We start from the raw sequence: 21,597 nt of genomic DNA on the forward strand, positions 1-21,597 counted from the left end.
GGCGTTGACGATCCTTGAACAGGTGCTGGGCAGCACCTACGCTTGAGTCTGACGAGGGCACGGATGTTTTTCCCTCGTACTCTTCAGGATCATGGAGCGACCTATGCGTCCATTGGCCGTCGCGATCTTGGGGGTTTTCTGGGCCAGTGTGCTGAACGCCGAACCCCTGCCGGTCTATCTCAACAGCAATGACGTCGAACGCAGCCTGCCGGCAGCGAACCTGCCGATCGATGCCTATCGTCCTGTCACGCCCGCGCTGTACGTAACGACACCGGCAGCGCCGCCGCAATACCTGCCGATGACTACCCGGGTGCACTTGCGCAAGGTGCGTTTCGAAGGCGGTACGGTCTACCCCTTGAGTGACCTGCGTGACAACTACCAGGACCTGGTCAACCGCGACGTCACCCTGGCCGAACTGGACGAGGCGACCCGTCGCCTGACCCGGCGTTATCAACAGGACGGCTACCTGCTTTCCTACGCCTACCTGCCGTCGCAGGACTTTGCCGATGGCCGCGTGCAGGTGGTGTTGGTCGAAGGCTATATCCGTGACTTCCAGGTGCAGGGGGAGATCGGCCCGGCGTCGGCGTATCTGGAGCAACTGACGACCCGGCTCAAGGGCGAGCGCCCGTTGACCCGCAAAACCCTGGAGCGCTACACCTCGCTGATGAGCCAGGTGCCGGGTGTCACGCTCGAGGCTCGAGTGCAGTCGCCTGGCATCCACGAGGGTGCGGCCCGGCTGGACGTCCAGGCATCGCGCAAGCCCTTCAGCACCGCCCTGAGCCTGGCGGACGGCAGCCGCGACGACCTTGAAGCACTGCTGGCGGTGAGCAGCAATGCCCAGACCTCGCTGGCCGAACAGGTCAGCTTTACCGCGCTGGTGCCGCCTGGCGATGATCATGAGCACTACTACCGCCTGGACTACGCCCAGTACCTGGACAACAACGGCAGCCAGCTGACGCTGTCGGCATCACGCTATCGCAGCGACCCCGACGCCGAGGTCCGTCTGAACAATGGCATCGACCTGCGCCAGCGCCGTGAAAGCGACCGCTACTCGGCCGGCCTGGGCCAGGTGTTGACGGCTTCGCCCAACGAATGGCTCAGTGTAGCCGCGCGCGTTTACGCGGTGAGCGACGACACCGATTACCGGGGCGTCGAGGTTCCCATGCGCATCAGCAGCCACACCGACTCGCGCGCCCTGGCGTTCGAAAGCGACTGGCGCACAGCAGACGCCAGGCAGCTGCGCATACTCAGTGTCGGGGCCTACCAGGGGGTGGATTATCTTGGGGCGAGAACCGATGGCGACATCGATCTGGATTTCCTGCGCTTGCGGGTGTCCGGGGTGCAGGGCGACCGCTTCTTTGACAATTGGCAGGGGGTAGCCTCGGCGACCCTGACCTGGAGCAATGACAGCCTGCCGGACAGTGAACGGGCGGTGTTCGGTGGACAGGCCTTCGGTCGCGGCTACCCCAGTGACCAGGCCGCTGGCGACAAGGGCTGGGGCGTGGCCTATGAGCTCAATTACAGCTTCAGACCCGCTGGCGACTGGCTGAAGCTGGTGCAGCCCTATGGCGTGGTGGATGCGGCGCGCAGCTGGTTCAACGAGCTGGAAATACGCGATTCACGCCTGTCCTCGGCGGCATTGGGCGTGCGCTTGGGCGATGACCGTCACTACAGCCTGTCACTGGAAGCCGCCCGACCGATGTCCGACATCGCCCTGGACAGCCTCGACCGCCAGCCGCGCTTCACCCTGACGCTCAGATTCCAGCCGTAGCCGCTGCCGACAGGCCGTCGATCACAGCCTGGCGGCAGCGGCTACTCAGTTCACCAGGTGCAGGCGCGGTTTGGGAAACAGGTTGTCCAGGGTTTCGAGCAGGCGGGTGTGATAGATCGGCTTGCGGAACAGGTCCAGCACCTGCAGGCGCAGCAGGTCGCTGAAGTCATCCATGTCGGCATGCCCGGAGGTGACGATCACCGGCAAGTGCTGGCGGGCGGTGTGCTCGCGCAGGCGCTTGATCAGTGAAATACCGCTTTCCTCCGGCATGCGCAGGTCAGTGATCACCAGGGCCACGTCCGGGTGGCGGGTGAGTTGTTGCAGGGCGAGTTTTACCGAGGTGGCCGTGTGGCAGCAGAAACCCTCGCCCTCCAGCAGTTCGGCAAGTTCCAGCAAGGCGTCCTCTTCATCATCCACCAGGAGAATTTGTTGACGTAGGGAAGAGGTCGGCATGGTGTAGTCCTGTTACGTTGCGAAAGTCAGGTTGGAGCGTCCAGCGAGCCCGAAACGCGCGACCTTATGAACCGCCACCGGTGCCCCCTGTGCCACCGGTACCGCCCGTAGCGCCGGCTTTCTCCATGGAGCTCTGGACTTTGGTGAAGACCGAGGTAACGCCACTGGAAATCGGCGTAATGAAGGTCGTCAGCACCGCCGCCACCATCGCCGCCGCAATGGCGTACTCGATGCCGGAGGCCCCGTCCTTGCGGTAGAAGAATTCTTTGCAGCTCTTGAGGATTCGGGAAAGACGCATGGCATGTCTCCTGGCGCGCAAGGCGCGGATGGCGGGGCTTATTCGATGATTCCCCTTTGCCACCACAGCATCGCCAAGCCCGACAAAACCGGCAAATGTAAGAAAGCATTAATCCTAAAGTTATAACGCCCGGTTGACGCCAGTAAGGCGTTGTTTTGCCGGGGTGCCAGATTTGCGACGGAAAATATTCTGACGGGTAATGGCATTTTGGCTTCGCTGCGCTAGTGTCAAATAGCGAAATAGTCGGTTTACCTTTGGGTGCGAAGGACGTACAGCGCAGTAGTAGTAGGAGAACCGGCGTGAGCAGTCGCATTACCATCATCCTTGCGGGTTTTTTCCTGGTCGGCGCCTTGCTGGCCGGTTACTGGGGACTGGTGCTGAGCCGTCCGCCCACCGAACCTGTTGCCGCTCCGGTCGCTGCGCCGCAGGCCCCGGTCGTGCAGCAGGTCGTCGACAAGGCCAGCGATGAAACACGCCAACCCGTGGTGGTGCTGCGTCGCGATGTTGCCCCCTACACCCCGTTGACCGCCGACGACCTGCTGGTGGAGCGCCTGCAGGTGGCACCCGCCGGCAGTTTCCAGACAATCGAGCAGGTACTCGGTCGCAGTAGCTGGCGAACCCTGGCCACCGGCACCTGGCTTGACCAGGGCAGCTTCGAGGCCGGCGGTCCGCTGGCGCGCATGATTCGACCCCACGAGCGTGCCCTGGCGCTGGCCATTGACGATGTGATCGGCGCCGCCGGGCAGTTGAGCCCGGGCGACTATGTCGACGTGATGCTCTACCTGCGCGAAGAGAACAGCAATCCCCAGGCCTCGGCCCAGGTCGTGCTGCCGGCCCTGCGTCTGCTCAGCGTCGGCAAGCAATTGGGCCTGGCCAACGATGGCCAACCGGCGGAACCACCGCTGGACGAAAAAGCCCGCCAGGAACAACAGCGCACACCTGCGCGTACCGTGGTGCTGGCGGTCCCCGAGGCCCTGGCCAGCCGCCTGTTGCTCGCCGCCCAGGCCGGCAGCCTGCGCCTGGCCGTGCGCAGCGCCGAAGAACAACGCCTGGCCCGCTACTGGGCCGACCCGCAAGGCAGTGCAAAGGAGGTGGATTGGGCCAACCGGGAACTCTATCGCTTCAGCCAACTGGCCCAGACACCTGTGGCCAAACCCGTCGCCAGTGTCGCTGCGCCGCGTGGCATGCAGATCATCCGTGGTAATCAGTCCAGCCAGCCTACTCCCTGACCAAGCAGGATGCCCTTAAATGAGCAGTCGTTCCGTGCGGGTAAACCAGTCTTTGCTGTGCGTGTTGCTGTGGACGGGCACTGTTGTGCCCGCTGCGCAGGCGGCCGGTGCCGGGTGCGCCGCCCTGGCGCAGTTGCCCAGCGTGATAGAAATCGACCAGGGGCTGCAGCAGGAATTACGCGCGCCGGTGGCCATCACCCGGGTGGCGGTGGGCGATGTAAAAATCGCCGATGTGGATGCCAGCGGTGACGATGCCGTGTTGCTTACGGCGCTCAGCCCCGGCGCCACCAGCCTGATGCTCTGGACCGCCTGCGCCAAGACGCCGCGCCAGGCCATGCTGTTCGTCAAGGGCGTGGCCACCGCCGACATGGCCGAGACCGCCGTACCGCCTTCCCAGGACCCGACGCTGCCCAGCCAGGTACAGGCCGATATCCGCTTCGTCGAGGTCAACCGCACCAAGTTCAAGGAAGCCGGTGCGCGACTGTTCTTCAAAGGTTCGAACAATGCCCTGTTCAGTTCGCCAGGGACGGTGCCAGGCACGGTGGTCAGGCCCGACCACGTGCCCGGCGTCAGCACCGCGCCGGGTCAGTATGTCGATGTCAGGCCTGGCGTTCCGTTGGACAACGGGGTGTTCAACATCGTCTGGGGCGGCGGCAGCAGTCGTTTTCTTGCGGCCATCAATGCCCTGGAAAACAGCGGCTTTGCCTACACCCTGGCGCGTCCCAGCCTGGTGGTGCTCAGCGGCCTGACCGCCAGCTTCCTCGCCGGTGGCGAGATTCCCATCCCGGTGCCCAGCAGCGGCAGCGACAGCGTGTCGATCGAATACAAGGAGTTCGGCATCCGCTTGGCGCTGTCGCCGACCGTGGTCAGCCGTGATCGCATCACCCTCAAGGTGGCCCCGGAAGTCAGTGAGCTTGACTACACCAACGCGGTGAACATCGCCGGCACCCTGGTGCCGGGGCTCACGGTGCGCCGCACCGACACCAGCATTTCCCTGGCCGATGGCGAGAGCTTCGTGATCAGCGGCCTTATCAGCAGCACCACGCGCTCGGCGGTGGACAAGTTCCCGGGGCTGGGCAACATCCCGATCCTCGGTGCGCTGTTTCGTCAGTCGGCGTTGCAGCGCGATGAAACCGAGCTGTTGATGATCGTCACGCCGCATCTGGTCCAGCCCCTGGCGGCCAATGCCCAACTGCCGTCCTTGCCGGGTGAGGGGCTGCGTACCTACGACCCGAGCTGGGGACGGTTGTTCTTCCTGGAAAACGGCGACTTCGAAGGTCGCAGCGGGTTATCTCAATGAGCGAAAACCTGAGCCAGACGTTTCTTGCCATCACCCGCAACGACGCCGACCTGCAATGGTTGCAGGGTGCCCTGGCGCCCTTGGGGCAGGTGGTCGGTGCCGGCACCGGCGCCAGCCTCGACGAGTTGCTGGCGCTGGTCGACGTCACCTTCGCCAGCCTGGTGTTCGTCGGCCTGGACCGCGACCACCTGGTCAACCAGTGTGCGCTGATCGAAGGGGTGCTGGAGGCCAAGCCGATGCTGGCCATCGTCGCCCTGGGCGACGGCATGGACAACCAATTGGTGCTCAGTGCCATGCGCGCCGGTGCTCGTGACTTCGTCGCCTACGGTTCGCGCTCCAGTGAAGTGGCGGGCCTGGTACGGCGCCTGAGCAAGCGCCTGCCGCCGGTTACCAGCAACCCCAACCTCGGTGGCTTGACCGTGTTGTACGGCGCTCAGTGCGCGGCCGATGGGGCCTTGCTCACCACCCACCTGGCACGGGTGGTACAGACCAGTGGCCAGCAAACCTTGCTGCTCGATCTGGGCCTGCCCCGTGGCGACAGCCTGGCGCTGCTGGGCCTGGAGGCGTCCTTTCATTTCGGCGATGCCCTGCGTCACCTGCGCCGTCTGGACAACACCCTGATCGACAGTGCCTTCACCCGTGAAAGCTCGGGCCTGCGCCTGCTGGCCTATGCTGCCGCTGACGAAGCGCTCGAGCGTACCAGCGCCGCCGAGCTGTACATGCTGCTCAGCGCCTTGCGCCAGCACTTCCAGCACATCGTCGTGAACCTCACCGGGCAGGCCGACAGCGAAGCCTTGCGCACCTTTGTCAGTCATTGCGACAAGCTGATCTGGTACACCGACCAGAATGTCCTGGACTGCCGGCGCAACCTGGAGGTGCTGACCCAGTGGCGGGAGAAGGGCATGAAACTGGAGCACGCCAGCCTGCTGGTCGATCGGTACCTCAAAGGCGTGGCGCCGGACGCCGACGCCTTGAGCAAACGTTACGGCCTGCCGTTGCTGGTGGTGCTGCCCTACAGCCCGGAGGTACGCCTGAACGCCAAGAACCAGGGCCTGTCCCTGTTCGAACTGGCCCCGCGGGATAACCTCACCCATCACCTCAAGACCCTGGGCGAGACCCTGGCCCGGCGCTCGGAGCACCACAAGACTGACGGCGGCACCTGGCTGCACCGTCTCTGGGGGCACAAATGAACAGCGCCGACGAGCTGTTCGGCGGCCCGCGACACAACCTGGGTAACGACCCCCAAGGGCTCAAGCGCGCGTTGCACCGGCACATCATCGATGCCATCGAGGACAGCGGGCGCAACCTGCTGGAGGGGTCGCGCCCGGCGCTGGCGCAGTTCGTGGTGGAGCAGGTGGGCGACTATATCGCCCGCCTGCACCTGGCCTTGTCGCGCTACGAGATGGAGCGCCTGGCCGAAGAAATCGTCGACGAACTGACCGGCTTCGGCCCGCTTGAGGTCCTGCTGCGCGACAGCAGCGTCACCGAGATCCTGGTCAACGGGCCGCACCGGGTGTTCGTCGAACGGGCCGGGTTGTTGCAACAGACCGACCTGCGCTTTATCGATGCGCACCATGTGGAGCGGGTCATGCAGCGCATCCTCGCGCCCCTGGGGCGGCGCCTGGACGAGTCATCGCCCATGGTCGATGCGCGTATGCCCGATGGCAGCCGGGTAAATGCGATCATCCCGCCGGTGGCGCTGGATGGCCCCTGCCTGTCGATCCGCAAGTTTCGCAAGGACATGCTCAAGAGCGCCGACCTGCTGGCCACCCGCACCATCGACCACGACATCCTCGACTTCCTGCAACTGGCCGTGGCCAGGCGCTGCAACATTTTGGTCAGTGGCGGCACCGGTACCGGCAAGACCACCTTGCTGAACATCCTCAGCCAGTTGATCGCGCCCCATGAGCGCCTGGTGACCATCGAGGATGTTGCCGAACTGCACCTGGACCACCCCCACGTGGTGCGCCTGGAAACCCGACCGCCCAATGCCGAGGGCCATGGCGAGATCAAGGCCAGCGAGCTGATCCGCAACGCCTTGCGCATGCGCCCGGACCGTATCCTGCTCGGCGAGATCCGCGGCGTGGAAGTGCTCGATGTGCTCACGGCCATGAACACCGGGCACGACGGTTCCATGAGCACCGTGCACGCCAACACCGCCCAGGATGCCCTGCTGCGCCTGGAGACCCTGGTCGGCCTGACCGGCCGCCAGGTCGCCGAGAAGACCTTGCGGCAGATGATCTGCGCCGCCCTCGATGTGGTGATCCAACTGACCCGCCTGGCTGATGGTCGCCGCTGTGTCAGTGAAGTGCTGGAAGTGGTCGGGGTGCGTGACGATGTGTATGTCACCAACACCTTGTTCCGCCTCGATCGACGTTCGGGCGACGGCTTTTACCACGAGTCACCGAACCCGGCGGGGGACAAGCTGCGCCGCGACTCGTCGGAGCCGCGGCCATGATGCCGGTGCTGCTGGGGCTGACCTGCCTGGCACTGTTGGCAGTGTCGGCGCGGCTGTTCTACAGCGGCCTGCGCAAGTCGGGAAACGAGCGCATCCTGCAGCGTCTCGGCCAGGTGCAAGATGCCTCGAGCGCATCCCCGAACCGTCGCGACTGGCTTGACCGCCTGCTGCAACGCGCAGGCCTTGAGCGGCGCAATGATCGCCTGCTGTCAGGTGGTGTGATCTGGAGCCTGTTGGCGCTGGTGGTCGGGCTTGCGGCCGGCTGGCTGCCCGGGCTGGGATGCTGGCTCGCCGGTCCCTTGCTGTTTCGCCTGTACCTGGGGTGGCGCTACCAGCGCCGCCTGCAACGCATGATCGAGCAGTTGCCGGTGCTGCTCGACCATGCCATGCGCAGCCTCAAGGCCGGTCGCACCCTGAGCGATGCGGTACTGGGCGCCATCGACGTCTGCCGGGAGCCCTTGCATGGCGCCATGCTGCGGGTGCGGCGCAACGTGCAGATGGGCGTCGATCTGGACGATGCCATGCACGACCTGGCCGAGTTGTACGACCAGGACGAGCTGCGGATGTTCGCCCTGGGCCTGCGGATCAACCAGCGCTACGGCGGCAACGCCAGCGAATTGCTGGACAACCTGATCAAGCTGATTCGCGAGCGCGAACAGGGCGCCCGCCAGTTGCGCGCCATGACCGGTGAAACACGCATGACGGCCCTGGTCCTGGGCCTGCTGCCGGTAGGCATGGCCGGCTACTTCCTGAGCAGCAACCCCAAGTACCTGCTGACCATGTGGCAGGACGGCAATGGCCAGTTCCTCCTGCTGGCCGCCTTCGGATTGCAGGTGGTCGGTTGCCTGGCGCTGTGGCGCATGTTGCGGAGTCTGTGAAATGGCCTTGATGCTCAGCGCTGTGTTGTTCTTTGCCGCCTTCGTGCTGTTGCTCGGTCAATTGCTGCGCCAGCGCCGTCGGGAGCGCCTGGTGGCCCAGCGTCTGCAAGGGCAGCTGGGCCGGGATGATCGCCTGGGCAACTGGGTGCAGCAGGTGGGCAGCAGTCGCCTGGCCCAACGCTCGCTGAACCTGGACAGTGAAACCCGGCAGTTGCTCGATCGGCTGGGTTGGCGGCGCAGTCGCCAGCGGGCGTTGTTCGCCGCCTGCCAGGTCGGGGTGCCGTTGCTGGCCCTGGGCTTTGGCCTGGTGCTGGAGCAAACCGTCTATGCCGACAGCCAGAACGCCTGGCTGGTGGTGCCGCTGTGCGCCCTGGGTATCGGCTACCTGCTGCCCAAGCGCTTGCTGGCCCTTGCCGCTGCCCGTCGTCAGCAACAGATCGCTCGCGAAGTCTCGACCTTCATCCCCTTGCTGCGCATCCTCTTCGAATCGGGCCTGGCGGTGGAGCAGGGCCTGCGGGTGCTGAGCCAGGAGTCGCGGCAACTGCTGCCGGTGCTCAGCGAAGAGTTGCGCCTGATCCTGCAACGGGTCGACTCGGGCCTTGCCCTGGCGCCGGAGCTTGAGAAGACTGCGCAGTTGCTGGCCGTGGACGAGTTCAGCGACACCTGCACGATCCTCCAGCAACTGCTTACCCAGGGCGGCGGGGCGATGAAGTCATTGCTGGCGCTCAAGCAGTTGCTGGATGACCGGCGTCTGACACGGATGCAGGAACGGGTGTCGAAGATGTCGGGGAAGATGTCGATGGTGATGATGGTGTTTCTGTTTCCCGCCTTGCTGATCGTGCTGGCCGGCCCCGGCTTCACGGCATTGGCCAAGGCCCTGGGCTCATGAAGGGAGTGGTACGGATGAAAGCAGTCATGGTGGTCATGAGCCTGGTGTTGCTGGGCGGTTGTGCCAGCGATGGCACAGCGCCCTGGCTGGCGCTGCCCGGTGGCAACGCCAGCTGTGCCAAACCCGATTCCAGCCAGGAGCTGGCCTTGAGCATGGCCGACGAGATGCTCGGCGAGGGGCGCCCCCACGCCGCCCTGGCGCACCTGGAGGTCTTGCCGGCCGACATGGCCCAGGTGCGCCTGCGCAAGGCCAAGGTATTGCGCCTGCTGGGGCGCAGCGAGGCCGAACCCTTGTACCGCAGCCTGCTCGGTGGCTGCCTGGCCGCCGAAGGCGAGCATGGCCTGGGCCAGTTGTTTGCCGCCCGTGGTGACAATCTCCAGGCCCAGCGTCACCTGTTGCGCGCGGTTCGCTTGACGCCGACTGACGAGAAAGTGCGCAACGACCTGGGGGTGGTCTACCTGAACCTCGGTAATGTCGAGCAGGCGCGTTTCGAGTTCCTGACCGCGATCGAGCTCAAACAGAACAATACCCTGGCGGCGGTCAATCTGGTCAGCCTGATGCTGTACCAGGACAAATGGGAGCAGGCGGCCGATCTCGTTTCGCGCCTGAACCTGAGCCCGACCCAGTTCAACGACGCCAAGCGCCGCGCCGAACAGCTGAAGACGCCTGGCAAGTCCGCGCCGAGCCGTGCCGACCAGGTCGCAGCGGTTCAGGAACCGACTCCTTCCTTCGGGCAACCCTGAGGTCAACATGAAGCCAGCCAGCCTGTTACTGCTTGCCTTGAGTGCACTACCCTTGGCATCCCCGGCCATCGAGGCGGGGCCGTCGTCGAAGGCGCAACAGGCTACCGAAGCCTGGCTGCAACTGCAGGCGCGCAACCTGGAGGCGTCGAAGATCCCGCAGACCGCCACGCCCAAGGAGCGCGAGCAGAGCATGCAGCGCTGGCTGGACAGCTACAAGTACGAGATCCCGGACTTCTACCGCTGGGAGCAGGTCAACTCGTCCGACAAATAGCGGTGGGTCGGCAGATACGGCGCCGCTAGTGCGCCGTTTGCCGCAGGTGCAGGGGCGAGCTGCCCGGTGCCAGGGCCAGGGCCAGTTGAGTGCGGTTGTGCATGTGGGTCAGGCGCAGCACCTGGGACACGTAGAGTTTGACCGTGTTTTCGGTGATGCCCAGCTCGCAGGCGATCTGGTAGTTGGTCTTGCCCTTGCTGACCAGGCGCGCCACCTCCAGCTGGCGCGGCGACAGCTTGTCGAATAGGGACGGGATGCTCTCGTTGTCCGCATCCTCGACGTCCGTGGCCCGCCGGTGGGTGCCCAGGCCGCGGGCCTTGTCCAGGTCCTGGTAGAGGTCGTCGATAGAGTCGGCCAGGTCCTGGAGCTTCTGGTTGAGGTTACCCAGGTATTGCTGGCTTTTCTGCTGTTCCAGCACGGCGGCTTCCTGGCGTTGCACGCCTTCGAGCAGTTCGTTGAGGTCGACGGGTTTCTGGTAGTAATCGGCAAAGCCTGCACGCAGGGCCTTGATCACATCCTGCTTGTCGGCGCGGCCGGTGAGCATGATGGCTTCGAAAATGCGCTGGGTGCCGGCGACCACTTTCAGCGACTTGAACAGCTCCAGGCCATCGCACTGCGGCATGTGCAGGTCGCACAGCACCACGCCAATGGCCGGGTCCGCCGCAAAGCATTCGATGGCCTGGGTGGCGGACTGGCACGGTACGCAGCGATAGCCGCTGCCCTGGAGAAATTCACAGACTTCTTCGACGATCACTGGCTGGTCATCGACCACCAGCACCTTTACCTCGCTGAAGGATTTGTTCACGCGCTACTCCCTGCTGGTGCGCCCCTCTCTCCCGGAGCCTGGGTGGCCCTTGTCGCAGGCCGCAGACACTCTTGAAAGTAGTCGCACATCGCGACTCTGTACAAGGCCACCCAGGCGCACCAGGTATCTGACCGATTAGTGGATCCACACCGCGGCCAGCAGGAAGCCGGCCAGTATGAACGGGGCAAAGGGCTGTTTGTTCGATGACTCATCGGTGAGCTGCTTGAGGCGGTTCCTGACCTTCTGGCTCAGCAGCGTCCACAACCGGCGCCGGCAGGAGATCCAGATCAGCACCGCGATGCCGGCACCGATGAAGGTGCCCAGCACGTACATGCGGTCGGTGGCCAGGGCCAGGGCGCCAAGCAGTTTCACGTCGCCGGCACCGAAGCGTCCCAGCATGTAGCCGGGCAGGGTCAGGAGCATGACGATGGCCAGTGCCCAGCCGCCCTCGCTGGCATCGGCACCGATCCAGGTGTGCCCGGTCATGAACAGGTAGACCAGCGCACAGGTTGCCGCACCGAGGGTCAGGGTGTTGGCGATCTGGCGTTCACGTATATCTTGTTCGGCGCACAAGGCAAGCCACAACAGAAGGACCATGCTTTGCATTGGCGAAAGGCATCCCTTTGTGGTGAATGATTCTATGCTGTCTGTCAGGTGTCACTGTCAGGGTAGACGCGATCATGAAAGCAAGCTTGGTCAAACGGCAAAAAGGCGCAGCCGCGCTGGAGTTCGTTGCGGTATTCGTGATCTTTTTCGCAGTGTTCTACGGGGTGGTCAGTTACGGTCTGCCGATGCTCATGCTGCAATCGTTCAACCAGGCCAGCAGCGAGGCGGTGCGCCGCTGTGTGGCCCTGGACCCGGCCAGCGCCAGCTACCGCCATGACATCGACCAGATGGCCAGGAAAGTACTGGGCGAGCAGCTGGCGTGGATGCCCGGCTCCCTGAACTTCCAGCTCGCCAGCGACGCCAGCATCACCCTCACGCCCGGCAACCTGCTGACGGTGAACATCGACTACTCCAAAGCCAAGCTGACCTCGGTGTTGCCGGTGATCGACCTGCCGGTGATCGGTGAGGTGCCACGCTTGCCCGCAAGCCTCAAGGCCAGCGCGAGTCTGCAGCTGTGAGTGCCGGACCAGGCCTGTTCGAGCGCTGGCGCGGGCGCTCGGCGCCTCCTGAGCAGCCTGTCGAGCCGACGCCAGGCATTGCGTTGGTGGGCTTGCAACTGTGGCTCGACGACAATGCCCGGGTGCTGCGCCTGGCCGGTCCCTTGCGCGCGGCGCTGGCGTTGCCGGAGCAGGCCGATGCCCGGCTGCAGGACTATGTGCAACCCTACAGCCTGCTGGCGCTCGAAGGCGAGCCGATGGATTGGCAGGCCCAACCCCTGGACCTGGATTTCAAGGCCGCCGGCGGTGGCACCCTGTACACGCGTGGCTGGCTTCAGCCCCAGTCCGGCAGTTGGCTGCTGCAGTTGTTCGACATTGGCGACCTGTTGCAGCAGCGCCAGCAATCGTTGAACGCCGAACGCCAGCGCCACTTGAGCTGCCACCTGGCAAGTGCCTTGCGCGATTGCAGCATCGAACGCCTGGGACTGGTGGCGCAGGAGCAGTTGCAGTGGATGGTCCGTCACTGGCGAGCCAGCGCTGCGCGGTTGTTGTTGCAGGGCAGGGAAGGCTGGCAAACCTACGCCAGTGACAATGACTCGCTGCCCTGGCCGGACGACGCGGCACTGGGGCCGTTGCTGGACCAGCAGGCTCCCGGCCAGGTCCTGTGCAGCACAGCTCATCCAGGGCTGCAGCAGCTGTTTGCCCATGGCCCGACCTACCTGCTGCCGTATGCCCAGGGCCAGGTGGTACAAGCCTGGCTGATCGTCATCGACCCCGCTGAAGCACTTGCCCCCCAGGATGCGCTGCAAGTGTTGGCCGCTTACGTCGAGCCACTGATCGGCCGCCTGGCGGCCTTCGAACTGCAACAACAGAACGATCGCCTGGACAGCCTGCAACTGCAACTGGGCGCCGGCTGGTGGCAGTGGCGCCTGAGCGAACAGAGCCTGCGCATGGACCCGGGGCTAGCCGCGAGCCTGGGCATGCCGGCGCAGTTGACCATCAGCCAGTGGTTGAGTCGTGTGCACCCGGCTGACCGGGAGGCAGCGCAACTGGCCCTGGGTGAGTTGCAGCGCGACGGCTGCGCCTTGCACCTGAGCGTGCGTCTGCTCGATAACCACTTCGAGGCCAATCCACGCTGGTATCGCCTGTGCGGGCAAGTGCGCGGCAGCGGGCAGCAGCGCCGGCTGCAAGGCTTCATGCTCGACATCAGCGACATCAAGGCCCAGCAGCTGCAGGCGGGGGCGGCCCAGGCTCGCCTGGAAAACCTGATCGCCAGCTCGCCGGCGGTGATCTATATCCAGCGCTACCTCGACGGAGCGCTACAGCCCGAATTCTTCAGTGCCAGCCTGCAACCGATGCTCGGCTGGGAGCCTTCGGGTGACGCGCAGCCTGGTCAATGGGTCCACCCCGAGGACCAGGCCCTGTGGCTGGCGCGTACCCGCACCCTGTTGCGTGAAGGCCAGGTACGCAGTCGCTACCGGCTGCGGGATCGCCAGGGCGGGTATCACTGGGTGCTCGACGAGGCACGCCTGTTGCGCGACGACCTGGGGTTGCCGGTGGAGGTGGTGGGGATCTGGCTGGATGTCAGCGAGGCCACCGAGGCCGCCGAACGGGTGCGCAAAAGCGAGGAGCGCTATCGGGTGCTGGTGGAGGATTCGCCGGCGATGATCTGTCGTTACACCCCCGACCTGACCCTGGTATTCGGCAACCAGCCCCTGGCCGATTACCTGGAGTGCACGGCAGTGCAATTGGCGGGCATCGACCTGGGGCAGTGGATGTCCGAGAGCCAGCGCGAAGCCTTCCTCGAGCGGCTGGCCGGGTTGACCCCGGAGCAGCCGGTGAGCACTGCGGAAATCTGCCTGGAACTGCCCGGGCGCGAGCACGCCTGGTGGGTGTGGTCCGATCGCGGCCTGTTCGACGCCGATGGCCGCTTGCTGGAAATCCAGGCGGTGGGTCGCGACAACACCCAGGTCCGGCGTACCCGCCAGCAGTTGTTGCAAAGCGCGAAGATGGCCACCCTCGGCGAGATGGCCACCGGGCTCGCCCATGAGATCAACCAGCCGCTGAACGTCATGCGCATGGCCGTGGTCAACGCGCTCAAGCGCCTGGAGAACGGGGAGGTGCAGGTGGACTACCTGCAAGACAAGCTCAAGCGCATCGACGCCCAGGTATTGCGCGCCTCCCGCGTGGTCGATCATATGCGGGTGTTTGGCCGGCGCTCGGAGGTCGAGCAGCATCCCTTCGTCCCCTGGCAGGCGGTCGAGGGCGCCCTGTCGCTGCTGGCCGAGGGCTTGCGCGGCAAGGGCGTCGAACTGCGAGTCGAGCCCCCGGCGCAGGGGCCGACGGTCAGTGGCCACCAGGACCAGCTTGAGCAGGTGCTGATCAACCTGGTGGTCAATGCCCGCGATGCCTTGCTGGCACGCCGGGAGCAGGATCGCCAACTGCAACCCTGGATCGCCCTGCGAATGGAAACCAGCGAGCGCCAGGTGCGCCTGCTGGTCGAGGACAATGGCGGCGGGATCGAGCCGCGCTTGCTGGAACGCATCTTCGAGCCGTTCTTCACCACCAAGCCGGTGGGCGTCGGCACCGGGCTGGGACTCTCGGTGAGCTACGGCATCATCGACGCCATGGGCGGTTGCCTGAGTGTCGAAAACGCCGCCGAGGGCGCGCGCTTCTGCATCGAGCTGCCGACCTACTGCACCAACTGAGCGCGGCTGCTGGAGCAGGTCAGGTTGGCACCGACCTCGACGTTGAGCAGGTCGATGCCCAGGGTCTTGAGCAGGACGTTGACCAGCGGGTCGACCAGCGGGCTGAGCAGGCCCTTGATCAGCGGTTTGAGAATAGCTGCAACGTCATTCAGCAACCCGGCGACCTGGGTCACCACGGCGCCGAGGACGTTGCCGCTGACGGGCTTGTAGGCTTGAATCTCGATGCCGTCGATGGTGCCGTTGAGGCTGGCGATGATGTTGCTGGCCGACGTGCTCAAGTACGCCGGTGGCTGCCCGATGTCAGGTGGCGTGTGGCCTGGCGGTGCGAAGCGCAGGTCACTGGCCGGGTCGGTCGAGTTGCTGCCCACCAGCGGTGCATTGACTTTCACCCCGATGCCGCCACCGGCGAACGCCACCCGGGTGCCGCAGAGGGGCGGCAGGAACAGCACACGGCTGCAGACGTTGGTGCCGATGTCGATCAGTGGCAACGGCGTGACCTCGCCAATGCCCTTGCTGAAGAAATCCTCCGGGTGCTTGAACTGGCCGATGGCGACATCCACGGCTGCGCTCTGGGTGCGGGCCGTCAGGGTTTTCTCGGGGGTGCAGCTGTAGTCGCTGACTTCACTGCTCGCTCTGGCCACGTTGATGCCGACATCCACGCTGACCGTGCCCGGCAGCAGGCGGATGTCGGTGACCTTGCAAGGAATGCCCAGGGCACAGGTCAACGATTGCAGGGTGCCCACCACGTTCAGGCTGAGCAGGTTGTTGAGGACATTGGTCAGGGGCGAGGCAAGATCGAGCACGGCATTGACCAGCCCGGCCACCGTGGTCAGCACCGGCAGATCCAGTGAGATCAACGCCCGTACCTGGGCCGTTTGCACGCGGATGGTGTCGGTTTGCGGATTGCCGATGGCCGATAGCTGCTGGGGCTCGATCACTTTCAGGCGCACCTTGCCGTTGACCAGCCCCAACAGGCTGATCGGCATTTCCACGATTGCGGCGTTCTCCTTGGTGGACAGCAGGATCACGCTCTGCACCAGGTCCAGTACCTGCAGGCCGGCATCGAGCCCGGCCTGGGTGGTGCCACTTTGCAGGTTGAGAATGCTGCCCAGCTGGAGCGGGCGGGAATTGTCGGTGTTGGCGGCAACCTTGCCCAGATTGGTCACCACTTCGGCTGTGGCGCCGCCTCGCTGCAGGACCTTGACGGCGGCCTGGACCAGTTGGGTCGCGGTGGCTCCGGCATTGAGCAACTGCTGATAATTGCCCGCGCTGACGCCTATATCGATCGCCAGCTGGTCAAGGTAGCTGAGCAGGTCGATCCGGGTATTGGCCAGCCCTTGCCAGCCCAGCAGGTCCAGCTGGACATGGCCACCGAGCGGGTCGACCAGGGTGTTGAAAAACGGTGATTGCCGCGAGTCCAGGGTGGCGGCGGTGCTGCGGATGCGTAGCATCGCCTGGGGGGGCTTGGGCGTGGCGGCCACGGCGCTGGCGCTCAGACGCGTGAAGTCGGGCACAGGGTTGCCGCGTGCCAGGGCCAGTACGCCGGCGGCCACGCTGGTCGCCACGCTCGTGCTGGCGACCACCCGGATGGCTTCGTGGCGCGTGGCATCGACGCTGTAGCTGCGCAGGCTGTTGGCGCCGGTCTGCAGGCTGCCGCAGGTAGTGTCCAGGGCTTGTCCATTGGCAAGTTCGAAACCATTGCGCATAGCGCTGGCCCGGGCCAGGGCGGCGGCCTGGGGCCCTGTACCGCTGCACACGGCGAGCTGCCCGGCGGCTTCCAGCGCCGCCATGTCGGCAATCCGCTGGAGTTTGCGCTGTTCCAGGAACAGCCGGCTGCTGTCGACCACCATCAACACGAACAGCAGTCCCATGCCCAGGGTCAGGGCCGCGACCAGGCCGATGGCGCCGCGTTGCCGTGCGGGAAAACGAGGGGACACACGCACTCCTTTGCCGGCCGAGGCCGCGCGGGGCAGCAGTTGTGCTCTGCAGTGTAGTCAGGATGATGGCCAGTCGCCTGCATGGCGACCGACCAGTGCCGACTCAGCGCGGCGGGTAGTTGGCCAGGACCTTGGCCACGGTGTTCTGGATGGCGCTGTTGCGCTCCTCGGGGCTTGGCGGGTAGTTGTTCATGATCTGCTCGGCACTGCCGCGCCACACCAGCTTGCCGTCGTGGCTGTCGAACATGTCGACCTGGATGGTGGCGACCTTGTAGTCGACGCTGCGGGTCTCGTTGTACATCGGCCCCCCCCAGTAGTTACCCCAGTAGCCGCCCCAGGCGCCGCCGTAGTTGGTGGTGATCTGTTGCTGGCGGTTCTCGACGATCAGGTAGGTCTGCACCTTCAAGTCACCCTGGCTGCTGCCCTGGGCGGGGCGCAGGCCACGCTGGTCGAGCTGGCCGGCTACGGCCTGGCGGATGCGCTGTTCGGTCAGGTCGCTCTTGATCCGTGGATCGTCGGGGCGGTATTGCAGCGCCGGCTCCTGCCAGACCCAACTGCGGTAGGCGGCAAAGTCGCGGCTGGCATCGAAGTCCTGGGACACATTGCCGCTCGAGCAAGCGCCAAGCAGCACCATTGATGAGAGTAAAGCGAAACGGCGCAACATGATGGATCTCCAATTGCCTTTAACTGGGAGGATAGCCGTCGAGGGCCTTGTTCAGGGATTGGCGCAAGGCATCGTCGCGTTCGCTGCGCGAGCCCTGGCTGGCAGTCTCGGCGCTGGTGCTCCAGACCACCTGGCCATCGTTGGCGTCATACAGGTCAAGGTCGACCACCATCACCTCGACTTCATAGGTGCGTACCAGCGGCACGCTGCCGTAGACCCCGTAGCCATTGCCGTAACGGCCGTAGCTGCCGTACCCGCCATAGCCGGCGTATGGGTAGGCACCGTATGGATAGGCGCTGTAGGGGTAGTAGTCTTCCCGCACCTGGCGCAGGCGGCGTTCCATACGCAGGTTGGCGCTCACCAGCAGATCGCCCTGGCCATTGCGTGCCGGGCGCAGGCCACGCTGGTCCAGGGCACTGCTGACCGCCTCGGCCAGTTGGGCAGGATCGGCCAGGACGGTGCCGGCCGGCAACTGCCCGTCGCGCCAGGCCCAGCTGCGATAACGCCCGAAATCGCGCGGCGCGGCCGGGTAGGCGCTGGCATCGAAGGTGCTGGCGGCCTGGGGTGGGGGCGGTGGCATGGGGCGGGCGCTGGCGACATACGGGTTGGGGCTCTGGCAGCCGGCCAGGGCCAGGCACAGTGCGCCCAGGGTCAAACGGTACGGCATGTCACCCTCCGGCAGATGTCAGCGCGGCCGACAGATCCAGTGCAGGTAGCGCCCCAGCCCGGCAAACGCCGGATGACGCCGATGAGCCAGCTCCATTTCCAGCAGGTCGAGCAACTCGGCCTTGCTCTGGAATTCGCTGGGCATGTAGTCGTGGAACACCCGCACACCACTCTCTGTTTCGACCTGCCACAGGCTTTCAAGTTGCGCCTTGAGCGTGCGCGGATCAAGTGGTTTTTGAGGGGTCAGGCTCTGCTTTTCACCGGCCATGTCGTTGCGCCGAAGTTTGCGGAAATGGCCCTTGAGCAGGTTGCGATAGACCAGAGCGTCACGGTTGTAGAACGCCAGTGACAGCAGGCCGTCGCTACGGGTCAGCTGGTGCAGCACCGGCAGGATAGTTTCCGGTTCGGCCAGCCATTCCAGCACGGCGTGGCACAGCACCAGGTCGTAGGGCTCGGTCAATTGGCCCAGCAGGTCCTGCCAGGGGGCCTGGATGAAGGTGGCGTGCTGGCCGGCTTCGGCAAAGCGCGCGCGGGCACCGTCGAGCATGGGTTCGGCGGGTTCGGCCAGGGTCAGCTGGTGACCGCGCTGGGCCAGCCACAGGGACATGTGGCCCAGGCCCGCGCCGATGTCCAGCACGCGCAGGGGCCGGTCGGGCAGGGCTTCGGCGAGGTCCGCCTGAAGCACTGCGAGGCGGATGGCGCCTTTGGCGCCGCCGTAGATCTTCTCGGCAAACCGGGTCGCCAGGGCATCGAAATGACGGTCGTTCATCGGGCGAAGCGCCTTTCGCTGTCGGCCAGTTTGCTGCGCACCACCTGTTCCATGTCCAGGCCCAGTTCGCTGCACAGCAGCAACAGGTACAGCACTACATCGCCGACCTCCTGGCCGGCATGCTCCAGTTGCTCGGGCGACAGCTGGCGCGACTGGTCCTCGCTCAACCACTGGAAGATTTCCACCAGCTCGGCCATTTCCACGCTGGCGGCCATGGCCAGGTTCTTCGGGCTGTGAAAGCCGCGCCAGTCGTTGGTGTCGCGGATCCGGTGCAGGCGTTGGGTCAGTTCGTGCAGGTTCATCAAGGCTCTCCTCAAGCTGCATAGCTTCAGGCGCCCGCCCGCGCAACGCAAGCCTGCACTTCAGTCCAGCATCCGCCAGGCCCCGCGCATGTGTTGCAGGTCGCCATGGCCCTGCAGCTGCAATTGACCACTGGCGGCCGTGGGGCTGGCGTCGAGGATCACCTCGCTGGGCAGGCGCACGGGCTTGAGAAAGTCCACCGCGATCTCGTAGCCGCTGGCCGGCAGGTGCCCGCGCAACGCCGCCAGGGCCATGGCCTTGCTCCACATGCCATGGGCGATGGCGGTGGGGAAGCCAAACAGCTTGGCACTGCTGGCGCTCAGGTGGATCGGGTTGTAGTCGCCGCAGATTTTCGCATAGCGCCGTCCGATGTCGCTGTCGGCGTACCAGCGGGTCAGTTCGCTCAGGGGCAGCGCATCCGGCTCGACGCTGGCAGGCGGCTCGCCCTCAAGCTTAAGGCCACGGCAGAGCATGCGGCTGGTCTCGAACCAGAGCGGCCCCAGGCCGTCTTCGGCCTGGGTGATCAAATCGCAGGTGGCGCCTTTTTCATGAGGTTGCAGGTTTTCCACATGCACGCTGAAGCGCAGGCGACTGATGCCACCCAGGGGACGGATCACGCGGATGCTGTTGTGCAGGTGCACCAGCCCCACCAGTGGAAAGGGAAACTGCGCGTCGGTCAGCAGTTGCAGTTGCAGGGCGAAGGCCATGACATGGGGAAAGGTCGGCGGCAGGCGGCCGTCGTCACTGAAATGGCACAGCTTGCGATAGGCCTCGAGCCGTTTCGGCTCGACGTCCAGGTAGCAGCGCAGCCCGGTGTCGGGCAGGGTGTTGCCGCTGATCTTGCGTTTGCGTGCGGCGCGCAGGTACAGCCCGGACAGCGCCGCAGTGTTGTCGAGATCTCGCCACTGACGCGTCATGTTCAAGCCCCCATCACGGCCTGGCCACACACCCGCAGCACCTGGCCGTTGACCGCGCCGGTGCCGGGTTGCGCCAGCCAGGCGACCGCCTCGGCCACATCCTGGGGCAGGCCGCCCTGGCCCAGGGAGCTCATGCGCCGACCCGCTTCGCGCAGGGCGAATGGGATGGCGGCGGTCATGCGGGTCTCGATGAAGCCGGGGGCGACTGCGTTGATACTGCTGCCGCGCTCGGCCAGCTTCGGCGCCCAGGCCTGGGCCAGGCCGATCAACCCGGCCTTGCTGGCCGCATAGTTGGCCTGGCCGCGGTTGCCGGCGATGCCGCTGATCGAGGCCAGCAGCACGATGCGCGCATTGTCGTGCAGGGTGCCGCTGTCGAACAGGGCCTGGGTCAGCAACTGGGGCGCCTTGAGGTTGACCGCCAGCACCGAGTCCCAGTATTCCGGCGTCATGTTGGCCAGGGTCTTGTCACGGGTGATGCCGGCGTTGTGCACGACGATGTCGACACCGTCTGGCAGCCCTTCGATCAACTGCGCCGGGGCGTCGGCGGCGCAGATGTCCAGGGCCAGGCTGTGCGCACCCAGGCGTGCGGCCAGGGCTTCGAGGTCGGCCTTGGCCTGGGGGACATCCAGCAGCACCACCTCGGCACCGTCGCGGGCCAGGGTTTCGGCGATGGCCGCGCCGATGCCGCGGGCGGCGCCGGTAACCAGGGCGCGGCGTCCGGCCAGTGGCCGGGTCCAGTCCTGTACGTTGCTGGCGCAGGCCTCCAGGCGCAGGACCTGGCCGGAGATAAAGGCGCTCTTGGGCGAGAGGAAAAAGCGCAGTGCGCCCTCAAGCTGATCTTCGGCGGCATCACTGACGTACAGCAGTTGCAGGGTGCCACCGGCACGCAACTCCTTGGCCAGTGAGCGACTGAAGCCTTCCAGGGCGCGCTGGGTGACGCGCGCCATCGGATCGTCGATCTGCTCCGGGGCGCGTCCGAGGATCACCACATGGGCGCTGGGTGCGAGGCTGCGCAGCAATGGCTGGAAGAATTCGCGCAGTTGCTTGAGCTTGTCGCTGTCGTCCAGTTCGCTGGCATCGAAAACCACCGCCTTGAGCTTGGGCCCAAGGCCTGCGACCCATTCGGTCGCGCTCAGGTCGGGGCTGGCAAAGCTGTAGAGATCATCGGTCAGGCGCTTGGCAAAGGCTTCGATCTTGTTCGCCAGCGGCCCACCGCCCAGCAGCAGGGCGCCTTCGACCGGCCGCAGGCGACCGGCCTCCCAGCGCTCCAGGCGAGCTGGACTCGGCAGGCCGACAGCGCCGACCAGGCGGCGACCGAGGTCGGAGTTGGCGAAGTCGATATAGCGGTCGCTCATGTGCGGTTCTCCCTGAAATAAGCTTCAAAGTGTGGACCATCTTTGGCCGTTGGTCGTTCGAACCCTGAAAAAACACCTACGCT

Annotated in this window: 22 protein-coding genes; 11 read left to right on the forward strand and 11 right to left on the reverse strand. The window is 65.3% G+C overall.

What is annotated here, in order from left to right; genetic code table 11:
• The first annotated feature begins 103 nt into the window (after positions 1–103).
• Complete coding sequence (locus ACIQUS_RS03505) at positions 104–1,771, forward strand: ShlB/FhaC/HecB family hemolysin secretion/activation protein (RefSeq protein WP_403042899.1); 1,668 nt, start codon at positions 104–106, stop codon at positions 1,769–1,771.
• A 45-nt stretch (positions 1,772–1,816) separates the two neighbouring features.
• On the opposite strand, the gene ACIQUS_RS03510 is transcribed toward ACIQUS_RS03505, so the two are convergent.
• Together ACIQUS_RS03510 and ACIQUS_RS03515 are read right to left on the reverse strand one after the other, a co-directional pair.
• Positions 1,817–2,224, reverse strand: coding sequence for a response regulator (locus ACIQUS_RS03510; protein WP_403042902.1), 408 nt, complete (start codon positions 2,222–2,224; stop codon positions 1,817–1,819).
• Positions 2,225–2,288: 64 nt separating this feature from the next.
• The gene (locus ACIQUS_RS03515) at positions 2,289–2,522 is read right to left on the reverse strand and encodes a Flp family type IVb pilin (RefSeq protein ID WP_403042904.1); all 234 of its coding nucleotides are present in this window, start codon (positions 2,520–2,522) and stop codon (positions 2,289–2,291) included.
• A gap of 299 nt (positions 2,523–2,821) precedes the next feature.
• On the opposite strand from ACIQUS_RS03515, the gene cpaB reads away from it, so the two are divergent.
• From cpaB to ACIQUS_RS03555, 8 genes are read left to right on the forward strand one after another with little or no spacing between them, the layout of a single operon-like run.
• Complete coding sequence (gene cpaB / locus ACIQUS_RS03520; protein ID WP_403042906.1) at positions 2,822–3,751, forward strand: Flp pilus assembly protein CpaB; 930 nt, start codon at positions 2,822–2,824, stop codon at positions 3,749–3,751.
• Between the two features lie 19 nt (positions 3,752–3,770).
• Positions 3,771–5,051: a type II and III secretion system protein family protein gene (locus ACIQUS_RS03525; protein ID WP_403042908.1), complete on the forward strand. Its 1,281-nt coding sequence runs from the start codon at positions 3,771–3,773 to the stop codon at positions 5,049–5,051.
• Positions 5,048–6,241, forward strand: coding sequence for a pilus assembly protein (locus tag ACIQUS_RS03530; protein ID WP_403042911.1), 1,194 nt, complete (start codon positions 5,048–5,050; stop codon positions 6,239–6,241). Before ACIQUS_RS03525 ends, ACIQUS_RS03530 begins: the two co-directional genes overlap by 4 nt.
• The gene (locus ACIQUS_RS03535; protein WP_403042915.1) at positions 6,238–7,509 is read left to right on the forward strand and encodes a CpaF family protein; all 1,272 of its coding nucleotides are present in this window, start codon (positions 6,238–6,240) and stop codon (positions 7,507–7,509) included. Before ACIQUS_RS03530 ends, ACIQUS_RS03535 begins: the two co-directional genes overlap by 4 nt.
• Positions 7,506–8,387, forward strand: coding sequence for a type II secretion system F family protein (locus ACIQUS_RS03540; protein ID WP_403042918.1), 882 nt, complete (start codon positions 7,506–7,508; stop codon positions 8,385–8,387). The genes ACIQUS_RS03535 and ACIQUS_RS03540 overlap by 4 nt, the downstream gene beginning before the upstream one ends.
• Before the next feature lies 1 nt (position 8,388).
• Positions 8,389–9,276: a type II secretion system F family protein gene (locus ACIQUS_RS03545; RefSeq protein WP_403042921.1), complete on the forward strand. Its 888-nt coding sequence runs from the start codon at positions 8,389–8,391 to the stop codon at positions 9,274–9,276.
• 14 nt (positions 9,277–9,290) lie between these two features.
• Positions 9,291–10,019 (forward strand): hypothetical protein, encoded by a 729-nt coding sequence (locus ACIQUS_RS03550; RefSeq protein ID WP_403042923.1) that lies wholly within the window; start codon positions 9,291–9,293, stop codon positions 10,017–10,019.
• A gap of 7 nt (positions 10,020–10,026) precedes the next feature.
• Positions 10,027–10,290: a DUF3613 domain-containing protein gene (locus ACIQUS_RS03555; protein ID WP_403042926.1), complete on the forward strand. Its 264-nt coding sequence runs from the start codon at positions 10,027–10,029 to the stop codon at positions 10,288–10,290.
• A gap of 25 nt (positions 10,291–10,315) precedes the next feature.
• Here ACIQUS_RS03555 and ACIQUS_RS03560 read toward each other — a convergent pair whose 3' ends face one another.
• Together ACIQUS_RS03560 and ACIQUS_RS03565 are read right to left on the reverse strand one after the other, a co-directional pair.
• On the reverse strand, positions 10,316–11,095 hold the full coding sequence (locus ACIQUS_RS03560) for a response regulator transcription factor (protein WP_403042928.1): 780 nt from the start codon (positions 11,093–11,095) through the stop codon (positions 10,316–10,318).
• Positions 11,096–11,230: 135 nt separating this feature from the next.
• Positions 11,231–11,701, reverse strand: coding sequence for a prepilin peptidase (locus tag ACIQUS_RS03565; RefSeq protein WP_403042930.1), 471 nt, complete (start codon positions 11,699–11,701; stop codon positions 11,231–11,233).
• A gap of 74 nt (positions 11,702–11,775) precedes the next feature.
• On the opposite strand from ACIQUS_RS03565, the gene ACIQUS_RS03570 reads away from it, so the two are divergent.
• On the forward strand, positions 11,776–12,219 hold the full coding sequence (locus ACIQUS_RS03570) for a TadE/TadG family type IV pilus assembly protein (RefSeq protein WP_403042933.1): 444 nt from the start codon (positions 11,776–11,778) through the stop codon (positions 12,217–12,219).
• Positions 12,216–14,906, forward strand: a complete 2,691-nt coding sequence (locus ACIQUS_RS03575) for an ATP-binding protein (protein WP_403042936.1) — start codon at positions 12,216–12,218, stop codon at positions 14,904–14,906. Before ACIQUS_RS03570 ends, ACIQUS_RS03575 begins: the two co-directional genes overlap by 4 nt.
• On the opposite strand, the gene ACIQUS_RS03580 is transcribed toward ACIQUS_RS03575, so the two are convergent.
• The 7 genes from ACIQUS_RS03580 to ACIQUS_RS03610 all read right to left on the reverse strand — a co-directional run bounded on the left by ACIQUS_RS03580 (position 14,891) and on the right by ACIQUS_RS03610 (position 21,514).
• A complete protein-coding gene (locus ACIQUS_RS03580) occupies positions 14,891–16,843 on the reverse strand; it encodes a pilus assembly protein TadG-related protein (RefSeq protein ID WP_403042939.1) in 1,953 nt (650 codons plus the stop codon). The genes ACIQUS_RS03575 and ACIQUS_RS03580 overlap by 16 nt on opposite strands.
• 103 nt (positions 16,844–16,946) lie before the next feature.
• Positions 16,947–17,507 (reverse strand): DUF4136 domain-containing protein, encoded by a 561-nt coding sequence (locus ACIQUS_RS03585; protein WP_403042941.1) that lies wholly within the window; start codon positions 17,505–17,507, stop codon positions 16,947–16,949.
• Positions 17,508–17,526: 19 nt separating this feature from the next.
• Positions 17,527–18,174, reverse strand: coding sequence for a DUF4136 domain-containing protein (locus tag ACIQUS_RS03590; protein WP_403042943.1), 648 nt, complete (start codon positions 18,172–18,174; stop codon positions 17,527–17,529).
• A gap of 18 nt (positions 18,175–18,192) precedes the next feature.
• On the reverse strand, positions 18,193–18,942 hold the full coding sequence (locus tag ACIQUS_RS03595) for a methyltransferase domain-containing protein (protein WP_403042946.1): 750 nt from the start codon (positions 18,940–18,942) through the stop codon (positions 18,193–18,195).
• Complete coding sequence (locus ACIQUS_RS03600) at positions 18,939–19,244, reverse strand: MazG-like family protein (RefSeq protein WP_285863606.1); 306 nt, start codon at positions 19,242–19,244, stop codon at positions 18,939–18,941. The genes ACIQUS_RS03595 and ACIQUS_RS03600 overlap by 4 nt, the downstream gene beginning before the upstream one ends.
• Before the next feature lie 60 nt (positions 19,245–19,304).
• Complete coding sequence (locus ACIQUS_RS03605; RefSeq protein ID WP_403042949.1) at positions 19,305–20,159, reverse strand: MaoC family dehydratase; 855 nt, start codon at positions 20,157–20,159, stop codon at positions 19,305–19,307.
• 2 nt (positions 20,160–20,161) lie between these two features.
• Positions 20,162–21,514: a 3-oxoacyl-ACP reductase gene (locus ACIQUS_RS03610; protein WP_403042951.1), complete on the reverse strand. Its 1,353-nt coding sequence runs from the start codon at positions 21,512–21,514 to the stop codon at positions 20,162–20,164.
• Between the last annotated feature and the right edge of the window lie 83 nt (positions 21,515–21,597).

Origin of the sequence: Pseudomonas sp. NPDC090755, assembly GCF_044769005.1 — a bacterium.
GTDB lineage: Bacteria > Pseudomonadota > Gammaproteobacteria > Pseudomonadales > Pseudomonadaceae > Aquipseudomonas.